This window comes from Aeromonas sp. R2-3 (genome assembly GCF_040908375.1).
GTDB classification, from domain to species: domain Bacteria; phylum Pseudomonadota; class Gammaproteobacteria; order Enterobacterales; family Aeromonadaceae; genus Aeromonas; species Aeromonas veronii.
Window position 1 is genome coordinate 22,646 of sequence record NZ_JBFODP010000017.1, and the last position, 17,500, is coordinate 40,145.

Consider the following 17,500-nt stretch of genomic DNA (forward strand, 5'->3'; position numbering starts at 1 on the left):
TTCGTCAAAAACAACAGAAGCGCCATTGTGGCGCTTCTGTCATGGGGCTGGCAATGATTCAGCCGAAGGTCTGGCTAAGCCCCTTCAGTTGCTTGGCCCGTTCCAGCAGAGCCTGACTGGAGTGATCGACATCCAGCATCTTCTGACTGTTGGCATGGGAGTACTCGGAGATCTGGTGGATACTGCGGCTGATCTCCTCCACTACAGCTTGTTGTTGCTCTGCAACGGTGGCGATCTGGGTGGAGTGTTCGGTGACCAGCTCTATCTCTGCCAGCACGGTATGGAGGCTGCTGGCGCCCTGGCGGGTCATCTCGGCACATGCGCGGGTCTGTTGCAGGTTCTCCTGCATCATCCCCTTCCAGCGTCCCAGCGTATGCTGGATCTGCTTGATGCTGCCCTGGATCTGCTCGGTCGCCTTGTGGGTGCGGGTCGACAGGGTACGCACCTCGTCGGCCACCACCGCAAAACCACGGCCCTGCTCCCCGGCTCGAGCCGCTTCGATGGCCGCGTTGAGGGCCAGCAGGTTAGTTTGCTCGGCGATGCCCTGGATCTCGCCCATGACACTGCCAATCCGTTCGGATTCGCTGGCGAGCTCTACCGCCGAGTTGAACGCCAGCTCTGCCTGTTTGGCGAGCTGTTCGATCTGTTGCTCGGTCTGGTTCAACTGCTGGTTGGTTTGTTCACAACGATTGCGAGCTTCGTTGACCTGACCGTTGGAGTCCTGAATGTTGCGGGCGATCTCGTGAGCTGTGTTGGCCATCTGAGTCATAGCCGTAGCCATCTGCTGGGTCTGGGCATCTTGCTCGTTGATATCGAGACAGGCCTGATGAGAGGCCTGCTTCAAATTGATGGCTAGGGTTTGCAGAGGTGCCGTGGCATCGTTGATCCGCCCCAACACGGTTCGGATGCGGGCCTGCAGCATCTTGATATGAAAATCGGCAATGGCGCCGGGGTTGTCACCGGAGTAGACCAGTCGGGTCAGACTGTCGTATTCACGGCCCAGTTGCTGCAGATAGTGGGGCAGGGCAAAGAGCTCGCGCCAGTAGGCTCCGCCAATAAGCAACAGGGGCAGCAGCATCAGCAGGACGGTCATAGCCCCTTGGCTGGCGAAGGTCCAGCCCATCATGCCGAGCAGCAGCAGGGTAATGGCCGGGGTGCGTACTTTGGCAAGAGAGGGGAGGTTGCTGCTGTTGCCGCGCTCGGCCTTGAGCAGGGCTTGGTAGGTCTGAGCGGCGATGCGTTTGAATTGGGGCTCGGGCTTGCAGCGTACCGACTGGTAGCCGCTGATCCTGTTGCCTTCATAGATGGGGGTCACATAGGCATCTACCCAGTAGTAACGGCCATCCTTGCAGCGGTTTTTTACCATACCGCGCCAGGGTTTGCCCTCCTTGAGGCGGGCCCAGAGATCGGCGAAGGCGGCCTTGGGCATGTCGGGGTGGCGTACCAGATTGTGATTGTGTCCCACCAGTTCATCGACCGGGTAGCCTGCGATGTCGCAGAAGGCCGGGTTGGCGTAGGTGATCACCCCGCGCAGGTCAGTGGTGGAGACCAGTTGTACGTCGGCAGGAAACTCCACTTCGCTGTCCAGGGTATGGACGTCTCTGCGGGTCATAGGAATACGCTCCGATGTTCTTGTTGATAATGTTGTCGTTGTTATTGTGGCAGATCTGGAGGTGGCCGCAGGCTCGCGCCAGCAGGAGGCAGACCAGCTTCATTGGGGGCTGGATTTTGCCAATAATGGCGGATGAATGGTAGGGGGAAGTTGATGTTTTGTTGGCTAATCGTAAAAAAGGCGGCCGATTGGCCGCCAAAGTAGAGACAACATTACCTCTGTGGCATCCGGTAGCGCACCTGCAACTGATCGAGGATCTGCAGCTGACCCGGCAGGCGGGCGGCGAAGTGCTCCCAGCCCTTGTGGGCGGGATCGCTCCAGGCCACCTCGGCCGTGGCCAGCATACGCGGGAACAACATGTAGTCGAGACGATCACGGCTGGTGATCAATTCTGACCACAAGGGGCTCAGCACCCCGAGGATGTTATCGTTGGCATGGAAATCGGCTGGGGCAGGGTCACACGAGTAGATCTGCTCCAGATTGAGGGTACCCGCCCAGTAGAGGCCGGGTTCATGAATATCGGCGCTCCAGGCGAGATCGAGATAGAGGAACTGGGCGGGCGCCATCACCACCGGATAACCGGCCGTGGCCGCATCCAGCCCCGCCTGAAAGCTGGTCCAGGCGCAGATGGCCGCTTTGCGGCTCACCTTGTCCCCATGGAGGATCTCCTCCCAGCCGATCATCTGTTTGCCTCTGGCGGCCAGATAGCGCTGGCAGTGGCGCAACAGATGGCCCTGCAGTTCGCGGCAGTCGGCGTAACCCTGCTCGGTCATCAGCTGCTGGCAGGCGGGACTGTCGGTCCAGACGCCGCTTGGAACTTCATCTCCCCCCATGTGGATCTGGGAGCCGGGGAAGAGCTCGCACACCTCGTCCAGCACCGCCTCCAGAAAACGGTAGGTGCCGGGGAGGGCGGGGTTGAGCACATTGTCGTCAAAGTGCTGCACCGAGCGGTAGCGGGAGCGATCAGCATCCTCCACCAGCAGCTTTGGCAGCGCCTTGATGGCGGCGTGGCAGTGACCCGGAATGTCGATCTCGGGGATGATGGTAATGCCAAGCCCTTCGGCATAGGCCACCAGCTCGCGCACCTCGCTCTGGGTGTAGTAGCCACCGTAGGGGTTGGGGCCGCCGCTCAGCTGCGGATCTATGGCCAGATCATGGCCGCGCCAGGCACCCACGGTGGTGAGCTCGGGGAAGGCGTTGATCTCGAGGCGCCACCCCTCGTCATCGGTCAGATGCCAGTGGAAGCGGTTGAACTTGTATAGGCTCATCAGCTTGAGTAGTCGCTTGATGGTTGCCGTGCTGTGAAAGTGGCGGGCGCAGTCGAGAAAAATGCCGCGAAAACCAAAGCGCGGGCTGTCCTCCAGCGTCAGGCAGGGCAGGCTCTCGCCGTGCTGCAGATACCACTGGGCCAGCGTGACCAGCCCATGACGCCAGCCCGCTTCGTCGGCGGCGGCAATCACCACCTTCTGCGGCGTGATGGTGAGTTGATAGGCTTCGGGGGCCAGTTTGGCCTCGGTCAGCCGGATTTCAGCGTCGTGATCCTGCTCCAGCGCCAGCGACGTCAGCTCGTTAAAGTGGGCCAGCAATTTCGGTACATCGCGGGGAGCGCTGACATGAGCCCGCTCGGCCAGCCGGAAGTTCCCCTCCAGCAGTACCAGATGGGCCGGTTGCGGCACTATGCCGGGCAGAGGCTCGACATCCGGCAGATCGGGGCGGGTTACCGGCGGGTTTTCCAGTCCGAGATCCTGAGCTGCCAGCGTCACCGGCAGCAGCTGGGCACCCGTAGTCGCCTCCGGCAAGCTGAGGAAAAAGCCCTGCGGCATGTCGGAGAGCTTCTTGATAGGGGTCTGGCGGCAGCAAAAGCGCAGCTCGCAGCTGCCAGCGTTCGGGACAATCACCTTGTAGCTGCCGCTCTGGCGCTCCAGCTCGCCCCCTTGCAAGGAATCGGGGTCGATATGGCGAGCCAGACAGAAGTGCAGCTTCCACCGGGTATCCGGCATGTGGGAGAGGGTGAAAGTGAACCAGACATCCTCGCCGTCACGTCGGGCTACCTGGGTGTGGATCAGGGGTGTAGACATGGAAAATCCTCTGATTGGGCAAACAGGATGGCGCCATCGAGCGCATCTGCCTGGGGGGGGATCAGGTTGAGCTGGCCGAGACGGGGAGCGAGGCGGGTGCCAATCCCCCCCAGCAGGGCGATCTGGCTGGCACCGAGCTGGGTCATCCCCTCCAGCAGGATCCGCAGCTGTTCGTGGGTTTCGTCCAGCAGCTGGTTGGCGAGCTCGTCGCCATCGCTGGCGGCATCGAATACCCAGGGGGCAAAGTGGCCATAGTCGGCCGGAATGGCTCGAGCGGCCCAGCGCACTACTTCCGCCTGATCCCGCTTGAAGCGATCCATCAAGCGGATGGCGAGGGTGCTGGGAGGCAGAATGCCGTCGTGGCAGAGCAGGGATTGCTGGATGGCGCGCAGCCCCAGCCAGGCGCCACTGCCTATGTCTGAAATGGGGAAGCCGCGGCCGGAGCAGGTGCGGATCTGCCCCTCCTGATAGACCAGCCCCACCGACCCGGTACCTGCGATCAGAATGGCCCCCTCACGGCCGCCAAAGGCGCCGAGGCAGGCACCGAAGGCATCGGAGGTAAGCCTGACGCTGGCAAAGGGGAAGGGCATCTCGAGCAGGGCGTGATAGCAGTCGGCCAGCTCGGCGGAGGCGAGCGCCAGCCCGACCCCCATCTGCTGTTCGCTCTCGATGCCGAGCCCTGCGGCAAGGCGAGCGCTGGCGATGGCGGCCAGCACATTGGCGTGGGCATGGGGGATGCCCAGCTCCAGATTGGAGCCGGCCGCGCGCCCCTCTCCGAGCAGCTTGCCCGCCCGATCCCGAATGCGGGCGCGGGTGTGGGTGCCCCCGCCATCGACGCCGACCCAGTACTCAATCATGGCGACCTCCCTGCTCATGTCGATCACTCTGGGCATTTTGCCAGCTGATGGCCAGGGCAAACCAGGCGGCGTGAGGGATCCACTGCTCACCCCAGCGCCAGTTCTGATCCAGCCGATCCTTGTACTCCTCCGGAATAAAGGCCACCTCATTTTCGTCATCGAATCCGGCGGTAATGCCGTTGCAGATGCCCCCCTGCGCATTGGGATACCCGGCGGTATAGGCGGGGTTGTTGATGCCGTGGCCCGCCAGCATGCAGGCGTTGAAGGGGTTCTGCCCGAGGATCCAGTCGAGTTGGCGCTGGCCATAGGTGAGCAGCGGCTGGCTCTGGCGGGGGAAGTGACGGGCGCCAGCAAAGGCCATAGCCGCCAACGATGCGAGGCGGGCATTCTCCCCCTGCCACCAGTAACCGGATTCGTTGTTGTGGGGCATAAAGAAGCTGACGCGCGGCGCTTCATCCACCCCTTTGACATATTGGCGGGCGAGGGAGAAGGGGTTGCCCGCGCGGGCGCAGAGCGCCAGCTCGGCGGCCAGCGCCTGCTCCACCACGGTTTGTACCCTAGCCTTGTATTCCTGATCCGGCTCTACCCCCAGATATTCCAGCAGCGCCAGCACCGGCAGGCCTGCCTCGGCGGCGTGGTAGTAAGGGCGCGAGCCATCCTCGTTGGCCGACCAGTAGTGACCCAGCTCAGGATGAGGGCGCTGGCGGGCGCAAAGCTTGCTGGCACGGACTCTCGCCTCATTGAGCCACTCGGAGCCGAAGGTGCGGGTCAGCTCTACCGCTGCCAGCAGGGCGCAGTAGTCGTCGATGATGTTTTCGACCCCGTCATCCAGATAGGAGAGGTTGTGTTCACGCAGATGCAGGTAGCCGCGTTTGGCCGCCTCAGCGTAGCGGCTGGCATCGAAGTCGCCACTGACGCTCTCGCGGGCAGCGCGGGCCAGCGCGGCGATGGCCATGCCGCCCCCTTGGCGAAAACCCGCCTGCCAGTTGGCGGACTTGAGCCCCTGCTGAGTGGCATAGGCGCACAGCTCGCGCTGGGCGGGATCCTTGCTCCACTTGTCGAACAGGGTCATGTAGAAGAAGCCCGACTCATCCTGCATCCGGCAGAGGAAATCGGCGCCGTGCAGCGCCTCGTCATTGAGCCGCTTGCAGAGGTTCACCCCGTCGATATCGCGGCGCGGGGCCAGCAGTTCCCGGCACTTGAGCAGGGCCCACACCACCATGGGGGTCTGCTGGGGGTTGAGGTAGTTGGCGTAGGAGAGGTGGCTCAGGTACTTGCTCATGTCGCCGCTGGCATCGAACCAACCGCCGTGCACATCTTTGTGCTGGTCGGTGCCAAACAGGCGGGCGCTGCGGTCGGCCCGATCGAAGGTGCCGCTGGCGCGCTGCCCCTTGAAGTAGTGAATGACGTCCGAGAGGCAGCGGCTGGCCAGCAGATCCTGGCCGATGGCAAAGCGGGTCGAGCGGGCTATGCCTTGGGCAGTGATCGCCTCCAGCCGATAGTGGCCGGGCTCCTTGAAGGCGGAGAAGTCGGCACGCCAGTAAGCGCGGCCTTGCCAGCCGGGGACGCTGCCCGCCGGTTGCAGCGGGGTTTCAAACAGGATCTGGCCATCGTCGAGGCGTTGCAGCCTGACATAGCCGCCGAGATCAGGGGCGGGGGAGGTTTGCAACAGGGCGACCTTGTGTCCGTCGCACTCGTAGCCCACCTGATTGATCAAGAGTTCCATCAAGGTATTACTCCTGTGGTTCACCGCCGGGCGGTGAGGCACATCACGGGGCTGTGGCCGCCCCGTATCGAGGCATGGCCGGACAGGGTTGTCCGGCCGGTCTAAGGCTCACCCTCACTCGTAGAGGTAGCAGCGCACGAAGTGGTTGTCGGCAAGCTTGGTGATGGGGGGCAGCGCCTCCTTGCAGCGGGGCATCGCCTGATTGCAGCGCCCGGCAAAGGGGCAACCACAGGATTCCGGCGTCCAGAGCGGGATCTCCCCCTTGCGGCCGCCCTCCAGCTCGGCGTGGATGCTCTTCTCCGGATCGGGCACCGCCGAGATGAGCAGCTGGGTGTAGGGGTGCTGCGGGTGGTGCAGGATCTCGTCCACCTCGCCCCACTCCACCATGTGCCCTACATACATCACAGCCAGATCTTCCGCCACATAGCGGGCGGTGGCGATGTCGTGGGTGATGTAGAGCATGGAGACACCGAGCTCATTCTTCATCTGCTCCATCAGGTTGAGGATGCCGATGCGAATGGAGACGTCGAGCATGGAAGTCGGCTCGTCCGCCAGCACAACCTCCGCCTCCACTGCCAGATTGCGGGCGATGTTGACCCGCTGGCGCTGGCCGCCGGAGAGCTGGTGCGGATACTTGGCCGCCGTCGCCTTGGCGGGGGTGAGCCCCACCTTCTCCAGCAGGGCGTAGACCATGTCGGGCAGCTCTTTTTTGTCGATCACCTTGCTGTGCAGCAGCAGGGGGCGGGCGATGTGGTGATAGATGGTGTGGGTCGGGTTGAGCGAACCGAATGGATCTTGCCACACCATCTGCACGCTCTGGCGATAGTCCAGCAGGGCAGTGCCCTTGTTGAACTCCTCCAGATCGTGGCCGCGATAGAGAATGCGCCCGGCACTGAGCTTGTACATCTTGGCGATGATCTTGGCGATGGTGCTCTTGCCGGAGCCCGACTCCCCGACCACCGCCAGGGCGCGACCCCGGTGCAGGTTGAAGGTGATGTCGGAGAGCGCCCGCATCTTGCCACTCTTGATGGCATTGGAGTTGATGGGGAAGTCCTTGTAGAGGTGCTGGACTTCGATGATGGGTGCATCGGTTTTGGCGATTTGCATGACAGACATCCTTAACAGCCAGCGGCCTTGTCCAGATAGATCACGGAATCTTGTTGCAGTCCCTGCTCCTCATAGAGGTGGCAGGCGGTCTGTTGCCCGGGGCGGATCTCGGCCAATCTGGTGTACTCCTGACGGCAGCGATCGTGCACCTTGCCGCAGCGGGCCTGAAAGCGGCAGCCGACCGGCACCTCCAGCAGGTTGAGCGGGGTGCCCGGGATCCCCTCCAGCACCTTCTTCGGCCCGTGCAGGGGCGGGAAGGAGTTGCCCAGCCCTCTGGTATAGGGGTGCAGCGGTGCGGTCAGGATCGCCTTGGAGGGGGCGACCTCCACCAGTTCACCGGCATACATGATGCCGATGCGATCGCAGAACTCCACCATCAGGGAGAGGTCGTGGGTGATGAACAGAATGGAGAAGTTGAACTTCTCTTTCAGGGCATAGACCTTCTGCAGGATCTCCCGCTGTACCACCACATCGAGCGCCGTGGTCGGCTCATCCATGATGAGCAGCTCGGGGTTGAGCGCCATGGCGATGGCGATCACCAGCCGCTGGCGCATGCCGCCGGAGAACTGGTGCGGGTAATCCTTGAGCCGGCTCGGGTGGATATCGACGATGGTGAGCAGCTCCTGGGCGCGCTTGATCGCCTCGTAACGGGTCATGCCGGGGTTGTGGGCCAGCAGCACGTCGCAGAACTGCTCCTCCATCCGCAACACAGGGTTCAGGGCGTTCATGGCGGACTGGAACACTACCGACACCTGTTGCCAGCGATAGGAACGCAGCCGCTCGTCGTTGTAATGGAGGATGTTCTCCCCCTTGAACAGGATCTCGCCACCACTGATGTAGGCGGGCGGCTTGTGCAGCCGGGCCACCGAGAAGGCGACGGTGGACTTGCCGCAGCCCGACTCACCGGCGAGACCGAAGATCTCGCCCTGTCTGATATCGAAGCTCACCGAGTTGACGGCGCGCACGTCGCCATTTTCGGTGATGTAGTCGACGCAAAGATTGCGTACTGACAGCAGGGGATGCTTGTTCATGCTGTCTTCTCCTGTGCGGCAGAGAGTGGTGTTGCGACCGGGGTGGCAAGTTTCTTCCAGCGGTTGAGCCCTTTGTGGGAGCGCAGCTGCGGGTTGGCAATCTCGTCGATGGCGAAGTTGAGCAGGGCCAGACCGGCACCCAGGGTGGCGATGGCGAAGCAGGGGGCCAGGATCTCCCACCAGGCGCCGACCAGAATGGCGCTGGAGGTCTGGGCGTTGTAGAGCATGATGCCCCAGCTCACCACAGTCGGGTCGCCAAGCCCCAGGAACTCCAGGGTCGCTTCGGTGACGATGGCGTAGATGATGGAGCCGATAAAGCTCACCCCGATGATGGAGATGAGGTTGGGCAGGATCTCCACCAGAATGATGCGCCAGGCCGGCTCGCCCAACACTTCTGCGGCGATGACGAACTCCTTCTCGCGCAGGGCCAGGGTCTGGGCACGGATGACCCGCGCGCCATAGGCCCACGAGGTCAACCCTATTATCACGGCAATCACCGCCGGCGACGCCTCCCCGATAAAGCTCGCCAGCACCAGTAGCAAGGGGAGGTTGGGGATCACCAGCACCACGTTCATCAGGAAGGTGAGGCATTCATCTACCAGACCGCCGAAGTAACCGGCGGTGATGCCGATGGCGACGGCCAGGGTGCAGACCAGCAGGCCTGCGCTGAAGCCTACCAGCAGCGAGATACGGGCACCGTTGGTGAACTGGGCCCAGATATCGTGGCCCATGCGGGTTGAACCCATCACGAACTCGGCACTGGGCGGCTGGTGCGGGCGAGCCACCCGTTTGGTCGGCTCGTTGCTGGCCAGAATGGGGGCAAAGAGGGCCATCAGTACGAAGGCAACCACGATGGCGAGGCCACAGGCAGCCTTCTTGTTGCCCAGCAGGATTTTGAGAATGGTCGGCATACGCATCTTATTTGCCTCCTGTACGCAGACGGGGATCCAGGAAGACGTAGAGCACGTCGGCCAGGAAGTTGAAGCTGAGCATGGTGATGGTCATGATGAGCAGCTGCCCCTGAATGAGCGGGTAGTCGCGGGCCAGAATGCCCTGATAGAGGGTCAGGCCCAGGCCGGGATAGTTGAAGATCACCTCGGTGATGAGGGAGCCACCGATAACGAAACCGAGCGCCATGGAGAGGGCGGTGACGCTGGGCAGAATGGCGTTGCGGGCGCCGTAGTTGAAGATCACCCGGTTGCTGGAGAGCCCCTTGGCCTTGGCCATGGTGATGTAATCCTCGCCCAGCAGGTTGATCATGTTGTTGCGCATGGTGATAAGAAAGCCCCCCACCTGCACCACGGCCAGAGTCAGCACCGGCATGATGGCGTGGGTCATGATGCTCTTAATGTGCTCCCAGCCCCAGTCAGCCTTGATCTCCGGGCTGTAGGCGTAGCCGATTGGCAGCCACTCGAGGCTGACCCCGAACAGGAACAGGGCGAGCAGGGAGACCACCACCGGCGGAATAGCCTGCATCACCAGGGTGAGCGGGGAGAGAATGCTGTCCATCCGGCCGCCGCGATACCAGGCGGCGAAGATGCCGACGATGGAACCGAGGGAGAAGCTCAGGATGGTGGAGGTGCCGACCAGAAACAGGGTCCAGCCGATGGCACGGCCCAGCACGTCAGAGACCTGCTGCGGGTAGAAGCGCACCGAGGTGCCGAGATCCCAGGTGAAGACACTCTTCACATAGGTGAGAAACTGGGTGCCGATGGGGCCGTCGACGAAGCCGAAGGTGGCTTTGAGGGCTTCCAGGGCGGCGGGTTCCATCATGGCGCCAGCGCGGGCAAACATCACGGAGACAGGATCCCCTGGCATGGCACGGGGTAACAGGAAGTTGATGGTGGCGGCTACCAGAAAGGCAACCAGATAGAAGGAAAAGCGTCTCAGTATGAATCCCATGATAGTACCTTTTACTGCAAGTCTGCCCCGCGTCGGGTATAGCTACCCCAACCCCGGCAAAGTCGGGCAAGAAGGGGATTAACGGGGAAGATGGCCCCCCGCAGGGGGCCGGGATTGTTTAGCTGTTTGGCTTGAGGGACAACACGTGCAGCAGACGCTCAGGGGTGTCCGGGTGGAGCTGAGGTTTGGCTACCGGGTTATCAGCACTGAACCAGCCGTTGAAGCGCTTGGTGCTGTACTCGTACCAGGTCGGGTTGTTGAAGACCGGAATGATGGTCTGGTTGGCACCAACACGATCCTGGATGGCGAACATGATCTCCTTCTGCTTGGCCGCATCGGCTGTCTGGGTGAAGTCATCGATCAGCTTGTCGAGCTCGGGATCCTTGTAACGGGGCGCGGCGAAGCGGTTGCCACGGTCACCCATGTTGCGGGAGTGGAACGCGGTCTCGAAGTACTTGTGCGGGTTGGCACCGGCAAAGTAACCCTGCAGGGCGACATCGAAGTCACCGGTGATCAGGTTCTCGGTCCAGACGGTGGCTTCCGGGGTGGCGGTCTTTGCGTTCAGGCCCAGCGCCTGCAGCCCTTCTACACCGATCTGTACTGTGTTGACCCAGTCGGTCCAGCCGTTCGGCACCAGTACCTTGAACTCGATCTTTTTGCAGCTCGGGGTGTCGAGGAACTTGTCGCCGTCACAATCCTTGTAGCCTGCCTCTTTCAGCAGGGCCTTGGCCCCTTCCAGATCGAACTTGTTGTACTTGCCGTACTTCTTGTCCACTTCCGGGTTGTTCCAGGAGTCAAAGGCTTTGCCCAGACCTGACGGGTACTCGTTGACGGTGGGGTAGCCGTAGCCCGCGATATCCACCATGGACTGGCGGTCCATCGCCATGGAGAAGGCGCGGCGGAAGTTGATGTCGTTGAAGGCTTCGTTATTGCCCGGGTTCTTGGTCTGGAAGTTGACGTTGAACGCCACGGTACCGGAGGCCGGGAACCAGTATTTGTTGTTCTTCGGATCGTTGCCGACGTAGAGGCGCTCGATATCCGGCACGAAGGAGCCGAACCAGTCGATGTCACCCTTCATGACAGCAGCCAGCACCTGGTCGTTGGTGGCCATCTGCGGCATGCGGATACAGTCGATGGCGAGGTTGGCGTTATCCCAGTAGTGCGGGTTGCGGCACTGGGTATAGAGCTGGGCGGAGAAGTTGTCCACTTCGGTGAAGGGGCCAGTACCAACCGGCTTGTCGTTGGTGAAGGCAACCGGATCTTTCACCGATTTCCACTGATGCTCCGGCACGATAGGTACCAGCACCAGGTCGTTCACCACGTTGGTGTTGACCTCGGTCAGGTCGAATTTGACCTTGTTGGGGGCCAGCTTCTCGACGCTCTTGATCTGGGTCCAGATTGAGCGCTCATCCAGCGCCTTGTTGGCCTTGACCAGATTGAAGGAGAAGATGATGTCATCGGCATCAAAGGCTTCGCCGTCAGACCACTTCACGCCATCACGCAGATCGAAGGTGACGGATTTCAGGTCATCGCTGAACGCATAGTTGGTGGCCAGACGATAGACGGGTTTGCCCCCTTGCATATCGTTGAAGATCACCAGCGGTTCATAGATGAAGTGACGGGTGGTGTGCAGCAAGCCCGCTTGCAGGAAGGGGTTGAAGTTCTTGACCCAGGCGGTTTCCTGCTGTGCGACCATGGTCAGCACGGTTTTGTTTTCTGCGGCCATGGCGTTACCGGCGGCACCGGCAAGCATCATGGTTCCCAGCATTACAGCGGTAGAGATTTTGGATACTTTGGCAAGCATATGTTTTCCTTTCTTATTTTTTGGCATTCCCGAGGGTTCGCCTTGTTTTGTGTGAGCACCGGTTTCGCATGCTGATGAAATCGGCCCTCTGTGTTGGTCAGGTGTCTAACCTTTGTCGTTCTGTTTTCCAACGCCCTAAGCAAACCAGAATTAACAGGAAAACAACAACTATTGATTTCGTTGTTTTCGTAAAAATTGACGGTGTTACGTCAATCTCGTCAAAATCGATTTTTATCTTTTTAAAATCATAACTTTGCGTTATTTGCTTTCGCGTAAAAAGTGGCTGTGAAAATGGCGTATATGACAAATTTGTGAATTGGATCTGCTCTCGGTTTCGGGGTTGTGCGGGGCTTTGTTTTGCATAAAAAGAAACCAGATTGCCAATTGTGATCCGGCGCCCGTTTAGGGCGCCGTGTCACGGCTTGCGGTTGGCGAGTTGACGCAGGGTCTGGGCGCTGTGCTGCAACTGCTGGCGCTGGTGGTCATTGAGCGGGCAGTGGCCCAGCACATACTCGGTGGTGGCCACTACCGTCTTCCAGCGTGGTGACTTGGGCAGGGTGTCCAGACTCAGGTATTTGTCGAGGGTGCGGGTCTGCGGGCTGGATCTGTCCATATAGACCCGCCACAGCTTGCTCTTCTCTGCCAGCACAATTTTGCCCTTGCCGGTCCCCTGCTGCCATGCATCCAGGGTGAGCTGCATGGTCTCTACCAGCGCCCGGCGCAGCGGCTCGTCATCCTGCTGGCGAATGAGGTCGTCGGCCAGCGAACGGAACTCGCCACCCAGGCGGCTCAGCTCGCCCAGCAGCTGTTCATCTTCGATGATGGCTTGCCGCGAGAGGTTCTTGAGTGCGTTCTCCAGCGCCATTACCCGGTTCTCATCCTGACGCAGCTCGGTACTCAGAGTGAGGGCGAAAGCGGCCTGTCCTCCGAGCGCGATGGGCAGGGCACGGGCGTTGAGCACATCTTTTTGCCCGGCCACCAAAAATTCCAGATTGTGTTCCCGTTCGCTGGCAAGGTCGGGCCACTGCTGTTGCAGCGGGGTGGCGAGCCACTCATTGAGGGGCTGCCCCTCCATGGCTTCCGGCTCCTGTCCCAGCAGGCGCGCCAGTACCCGGGAGGCAAACAGCACTGTGCCCTGCTCGTCGATAAAGATCATGGGGTCGGCCCCTTCGCCGAGCAGGGCCAGCAGCCGCTGCTGATCCTGATGCAGTCGCTCCTGCAGGGTGAGGCGATGTTCGATCTCCTGCTTCAATAGCCGGTTCTCTACCAGCGAGGCGCGTCCGGCCTTGGCTTCCAGCAGTGCCTTGACCCGGGCAAACAGCTCCTCCTTGCAGAAGGGTTTGACCAGATAGTCGTTGGCACCGGCCCCGAAGCCCTCCTCGATATCCTTGGGCTGGTTGAGGGCGGTGAGCAGCAGCACCGGCAGCATATCTTTCGGGTGTTGCTGGCGCAGGCGACGGCAGACGTCAAAACCGGAGAGGGTCGGCATCATCACATCGAGCAGGATGAGGTCCACCGGCTCCTCGGCCAGCTTGGCCAGCGCATCGTGGCCGTCACTGCTGGGCAGGATGCGGTAGCCGCAGGGCTGCAGCAGATGGCGCAGGATGTGCAGGTTGATGGGCTCGTCATCCACCACCAGAATGAGCGGAGCATCCTCGGGGGGAGGGGGCAGATCGTCGCTCTCCCAGTCCGGCAGGATCAGAGGTTGCTGGCGCACCAGCTGATGCTCGATCTGGCGGCTGTCGAGTGTCAGATTGGCCGCTTTGCCGGTGGCAAGGGGCAGGGTAAAGGCGAATGTAGAGCCGACGCTCGGCTCACTCTCGACGAACAGCTCGCCCCCCATCAGGTGCACCAGCTGGCGGGTGATGGAGAGGCCAAGGCCGGCCCCCTGCTTGCTTACCTCCGGGCTCATCTGCACCAGCGGCTCGAAGATATGTTCCAGATGGTCGGGGGCGATGCCGATGCCGGTGTCGGTGACCTTGATGCGCAGGAAGTTGTTCTCGACGATGGCACTGAGCACCACCTTGCCCTGCGGCGTGTACTTGATGGCGTTACCCACCAGGTTGTAGAGCACCTGTTCGAGCCGCTGCTCGTCGGCCAGCACCGGCGGCAGTTCGGCTGGGCTGATATCCACCAGAGTGAGGGGTTTGGCCTGCACCAGATGCTGGCAGAGATCCAGCACCAGCCGGATCACCCCTTTTGATGAGACGGGCTGGGAGTGGATCTCCAGCTGGCCGTAGCGCATCTGATGGTAGTCCAGCAGATCGTCCACCAGACGGGCTAGGCCATCGGCGCTCTTGATGATGAGGCCGAGCTGCTTTTGCTGCCCTTCGGTCAAATCCTGCTGGCTGGCGAGCATCGACTCGGCCATCCCCTTGATACCGTGAATAGGGGTACGCAGCTCGTGGGAGGTGTTGGCCAGCAGTTCATCCTTGAGCTTGTCCGCCTGCTGCAGGCTGAGGTTCTGCTTGTGAGTCAGCTTGACCTGCTGTTGCAGCTCCTGGGTCTGCTGCTCGATCAGTTCGATCTTGTCCTTCACAGAGCGCTGCATATGGCGAAACGCCTCGGCCAGCCGGTCGATATCATCGCCGGTGCGCTCGATGGCGATGGGGTGATCCAGCGCGCCGTCGGCCACCTGCTCGGCTGCTTCGGTCAGCGATCGCAGCGGCGCCGTGATGGAGTGAGAGAGCCAGCGGGAGAAGAGGATCAGCAGCAGTACCGAGCCCGCGCCCAGCACAATTACCAGAGTTTCCAGCTGGCGGATCGGGGCATAGGCTTCCCGGGTGGAGATCTCGGCGATAAAGGCCCACTCGGTATCGAACACCTTCACCTGGGTGTAGGCGGCCAGCACCTCGTCATCCTGATAGGAGTGGAACAGCCCGACACCCTGCTCGCCGGAGAGCGTCTTGGTGATGAGTGGCGTTTGCAGCGGCCGGAAGTTGGGGCTGAAGCTGTTCTCGACGCTGAACTCCGGCGCCAGCCAGGCATCGGCGCGCATCCGCTTGTCCGGGCCGATCAGGATGGTCTCGCCGGTTTCGCCCAGCCCCTCCCGCTCCGCCATGATCTGGTTGAGCTTGTCCGGCAGCAGCTCGAAAATCACCACACCGCGCACATAGTCGTACTGCATCACGGGCGCCGCCATGTAGGCGACCACCTGCCCGGTCAGCTCGTTGCGGCCAAAATCGGTGAATTCGAAGATCTGCTGCGGCTTCTGGCCGCCATCAAGACGGCGTTTGATCTTGGCGAAGGTCTGGCCCAAGCCACTGCCCTGGTAGGGGCCGGAGAGCAGATTGGTGGCAAAGTTAGGGTGCTTGGTGACCGAATAGACCACATCACCGTTGAGGTCCACCAGAAAGATGTCGCTGTAGTTGGACTTGCGCACCATGTCGGCATAGCCGCGATGAAAGCGCTGATGCACCCGGCCATACATCTCGTCGGCGAGGATCAGCGCGGTGATGGAGGGTTCGATCTCTACTTGGCTGTCCGGTTTGCGCAGTTGATCCCAGGAGCCGGGCAGATAGCGGGCCTGGGCGCGGCTACGGGCCTCCTGCGGTGTTGTGCCCAACTTCTCGAAGGCGCCGGTAAAGCCATAGAAACGGCCGATACTGTTGCCGGCAAAATCCTGCTGGGAGAAGTTGATGATCTGCTCTTTGAGGTTGTTGAAGTAATCCTCGAGCTGACTCTTCTTGATATTACGGACGGAGACCAGATGGTTGGAGGTCTGGGTGGTGAGATCCTTGCCGTGGCTGTATAGGAAGAAGAGGGTGATGACCAAAAAGGGCACCATGCCCAACATGAAAAAAGCCAGCATTAACTGCGGCCTGAGCCCACGAAGCGTGAAGATCCATTTCATCTTGTGATTTTCAATTGAGAATCCGGTTATTAAGCCGCTCAAGTCTCGAACGAAAGCGTAATCATTTCAACGACTTTATCCCAAATTCGCTTGGTGGGTCACAGCTGGCTGGAGAAAAATGCAGCAAGGCGTTTAAACCCTGAGCAAACAGTCTGCATCAGGGCTTAAATTGCGAAAAAGGGGTTGTGCTGGCGCTCGTGGTACGTATAATGCGCCTCGTTGTCAGGCAACTGGCACGAAAGCAGTAACGCGGGAATAGCTCAGTTGGTAGAGCACGACCTTGCCAAGGTCGGGGTCGCGAGTTCGAGTCTCGTTTCCCGCTCCAATTTTCCATCGCACCAACGATGGAACTCACTTTCAAGACAATCAGTCTTGTCAGCATGGCGCGTTAGCAAAGCGGTTATGCAGCGGATTGCAAATCCGTTTAGTCCGGTTCGACTCCGGAACGTGCCTCCATCTTTCCTCTGTTTATCTCAATCATCACTTTTCGAGTCTGAGCTTTGGTCAGTATCCTTGCTGTACCAGTAACTGTTCGCAGCCAGCCTGTTTCCACTCGCGCTCGAGATAGTGGCTCACATCCGCCATGTTTTGCCCCCGATATTGAAACTGCACCTCGGCACTGTGCTGGTTGAAATCCGCAATCCGTTGCTTCAGTGTGCCGCATTGCCACAGGCTGACGGTGGGCACGCCCCGTTCGGCCAGCACGATGGCATCTTCCCGATTCAGTTGCCACTCCTCCAGTTGTGCCCGTGTCAGGGCAACCATCAGCACCAGCAGTGCCACTTCCGGCAGTTTCATGCGTGTCTCCCTACTGCATGTTTTTCCCCTGATAACTGTGGCAAAGCGCACGATTTTCGCAAGTTTGTTAACTGTTGGTTAATGACGTAACCCGTTTTCAGTATTTCCCGTTTTTCACCATTTTTTTATAAAAAAATGCGTTGGTGATGTAGTAATCCTACATGGAGTGGGGTAATCTTTGCTCAGTGGTCTTACCAGTAAGGAGTTACATCATGTTTCATCCCTTTTCCCTGACTCAGATTATTCTTCGTCGCATTTATGTATTGCTGGTGGGCATTCTGGCTTTCCCCGTGATGCTGTTTCGCAGCGATCGTGCCCGCTTCTACAGCTATCTGCACCGGATCTGGAATAAAACCAGCACCAAACCGGTGTGGCTCAAAATGAGCGAGCGTGGCGAGCGGATCTTCTACTAAACCCCATTCGCACCATGTGCAAAAAGAGACAGCCAAAGCTGTCTCTTTTTTTATCTGTTTGCCGCAACTCCTGGCTCCCAATACCACTCAGATTGTTTATTTCTTGTTTCTTTAAAGTTGCATCCAGCCCTGCCTGTTGGCGGGGCTTTTTTATGTCTGACGCATCTCTTTTGATGGAAGCAGTGAAGAAGATTAACGGGGTTAAAGCACCATATGGCACTTTTTTCGTTCATTAATGGGTGGTCGTCGAGAAATTTTCAATGATGAAATAGCTGTTTAAAATCAATTGGTTGAGTGTTTTCCTTTGGGTTTTTTAACT

The 17,500-nt window shown here is 60.2% G+C and carries 12 protein-coding genes and 2 tRNA genes; 3 read left to right on the forward strand and 11 right to left on the reverse strand.

All coding sequences use genetic code 11. The annotated features are described in order from the left end of the window. Positions 1 to 58: 58 nt before the first annotated feature. The 10 genes from AB5Z02_RS05830 to AB5Z02_RS05875 all read right to left on the reverse strand — a co-directional run bounded on the left by AB5Z02_RS05830 (position 59) and on the right by AB5Z02_RS05875 (position 15,970). A complete protein-coding gene (locus AB5Z02_RS05830) occupies positions 59 to 1,612 on the reverse strand; it encodes a methyl-accepting chemotaxis protein (protein ID WP_368215551.1) in 1,554 nt (517 codons plus the stop codon). Between the two features lie 212 nt (positions 1,613 to 1,824). Further along, positions 1,825 to 3,690 (reverse strand): beta-N-acetylhexosaminidase, encoded by a 1,866-nt coding sequence (locus AB5Z02_RS05835; protein ID WP_368215552.1) that lies wholly within the window; start codon positions 3,688 to 3,690, stop codon positions 1,825 to 1,827. After that, complete coding sequence (locus tag AB5Z02_RS05840) at positions 3,675 to 4,547, reverse strand: BadF/BadG/BcrA/BcrD ATPase family protein (protein ID WP_111900522.1); 873 nt, start codon at positions 4,545 to 4,547, stop codon at positions 3,675 to 3,677. Before AB5Z02_RS05840 ends, AB5Z02_RS05835 begins: the two co-directional genes overlap by 16 nt. Further along, positions 4,540 to 6,273: a glycoside hydrolase family 9 protein gene (locus tag AB5Z02_RS05845; RefSeq protein ID WP_111900521.1), complete on the reverse strand. Its 1,734-nt coding sequence runs from the start codon at positions 6,271 to 6,273 to the stop codon at positions 4,540 to 4,542. The genes AB5Z02_RS05840 and AB5Z02_RS05845 overlap by 8 nt, the downstream gene beginning before the upstream one ends. Before the next feature lie 114 nt (positions 6,274 to 6,387). Continuing rightward, a complete protein-coding gene (locus tag AB5Z02_RS05850) occupies positions 6,388 to 7,380 on the reverse strand; it encodes an ABC transporter ATP-binding protein (RefSeq protein WP_005353824.1) in 993 nt (330 codons plus the stop codon). A gap of 11 nt (positions 7,381 to 7,391) precedes the next feature. Beyond that, complete coding sequence (locus tag AB5Z02_RS05855; RefSeq protein ID WP_005334876.1) at positions 7,392 to 8,411, reverse strand: ABC transporter ATP-binding protein; 1,020 nt, start codon at positions 8,409 to 8,411, stop codon at positions 7,392 to 7,394. Continuing rightward, entirely contained in the window at positions 8,408 to 9,328 is a 921-nt protein-coding gene (locus AB5Z02_RS05860; protein ID WP_076491356.1) for an ABC transporter permease, read from the reverse strand. Before AB5Z02_RS05860 ends, AB5Z02_RS05855 begins: the two co-directional genes overlap by 4 nt. Position 9,329: 1 nt before the next feature. Next, positions 9,330 to 10,313 carry an ABC transporter permease gene (locus AB5Z02_RS05865; RefSeq protein WP_005334871.1) on the reverse strand — a complete coding sequence of 328 codons (984 nt, stop codon included), beginning with the start codon at positions 10,311 to 10,313 and terminating at the stop codon, positions 9,330 to 9,332. 118 nt (positions 10,314 to 10,431) lie between these two features. Then, complete coding sequence (locus tag AB5Z02_RS05870) at positions 10,432 to 12,117, reverse strand: ABC transporter substrate-binding protein (RefSeq protein WP_005353816.1); 1,686 nt, start codon at positions 12,115 to 12,117, stop codon at positions 10,432 to 10,434. 415 nt (positions 12,118 to 12,532) lie between these two features. Continuing rightward, a complete protein-coding gene (locus AB5Z02_RS05875; RefSeq protein ID WP_162632537.1) occupies positions 12,533 to 15,970 on the reverse strand; it encodes an ATP-binding protein in 3,438 nt (1,145 codons plus the stop codon). A 249-nt stretch (positions 15,971 to 16,219) separates the two neighbouring features. Between AB5Z02_RS05875 and AB5Z02_RS05880 the strand changes: the two genes are divergently transcribed. Together AB5Z02_RS05880 and AB5Z02_RS05885 are read left to right on the forward strand one after the other, a co-directional pair. Continuing rightward, positions 16,220 to 16,295 (forward strand) — tRNA-Gly (locus AB5Z02_RS05880). A gap of 57 nt (positions 16,296 to 16,352) precedes the next feature. After that, a tRNA-Cys gene (locus AB5Z02_RS05885) sits at positions 16,353 to 16,426 on the forward strand. Positions 16,427 to 16,474: 48 nt separating this feature from the next. On the opposite strand, the gene AB5Z02_RS05890 is transcribed toward AB5Z02_RS05885, so the two are convergent. Continuing rightward, a complete protein-coding gene (locus AB5Z02_RS05890; protein WP_111900519.1) occupies positions 16,475 to 16,768 on the reverse strand; it encodes a hypothetical protein in 294 nt (97 codons plus the stop codon). Between the two features lie 212 nt (positions 16,769 to 16,980). Between AB5Z02_RS05890 and AB5Z02_RS05895 the strand changes: the two genes are divergently transcribed. Continuing rightward, entirely contained in the window at positions 16,981 to 17,181 is a 201-nt protein-coding gene (locus AB5Z02_RS05895; protein ID WP_005334863.1) for a YbfA family protein, read from the forward strand. Positions 17,182 to 17,500: the final 319 nt, after the last annotated feature.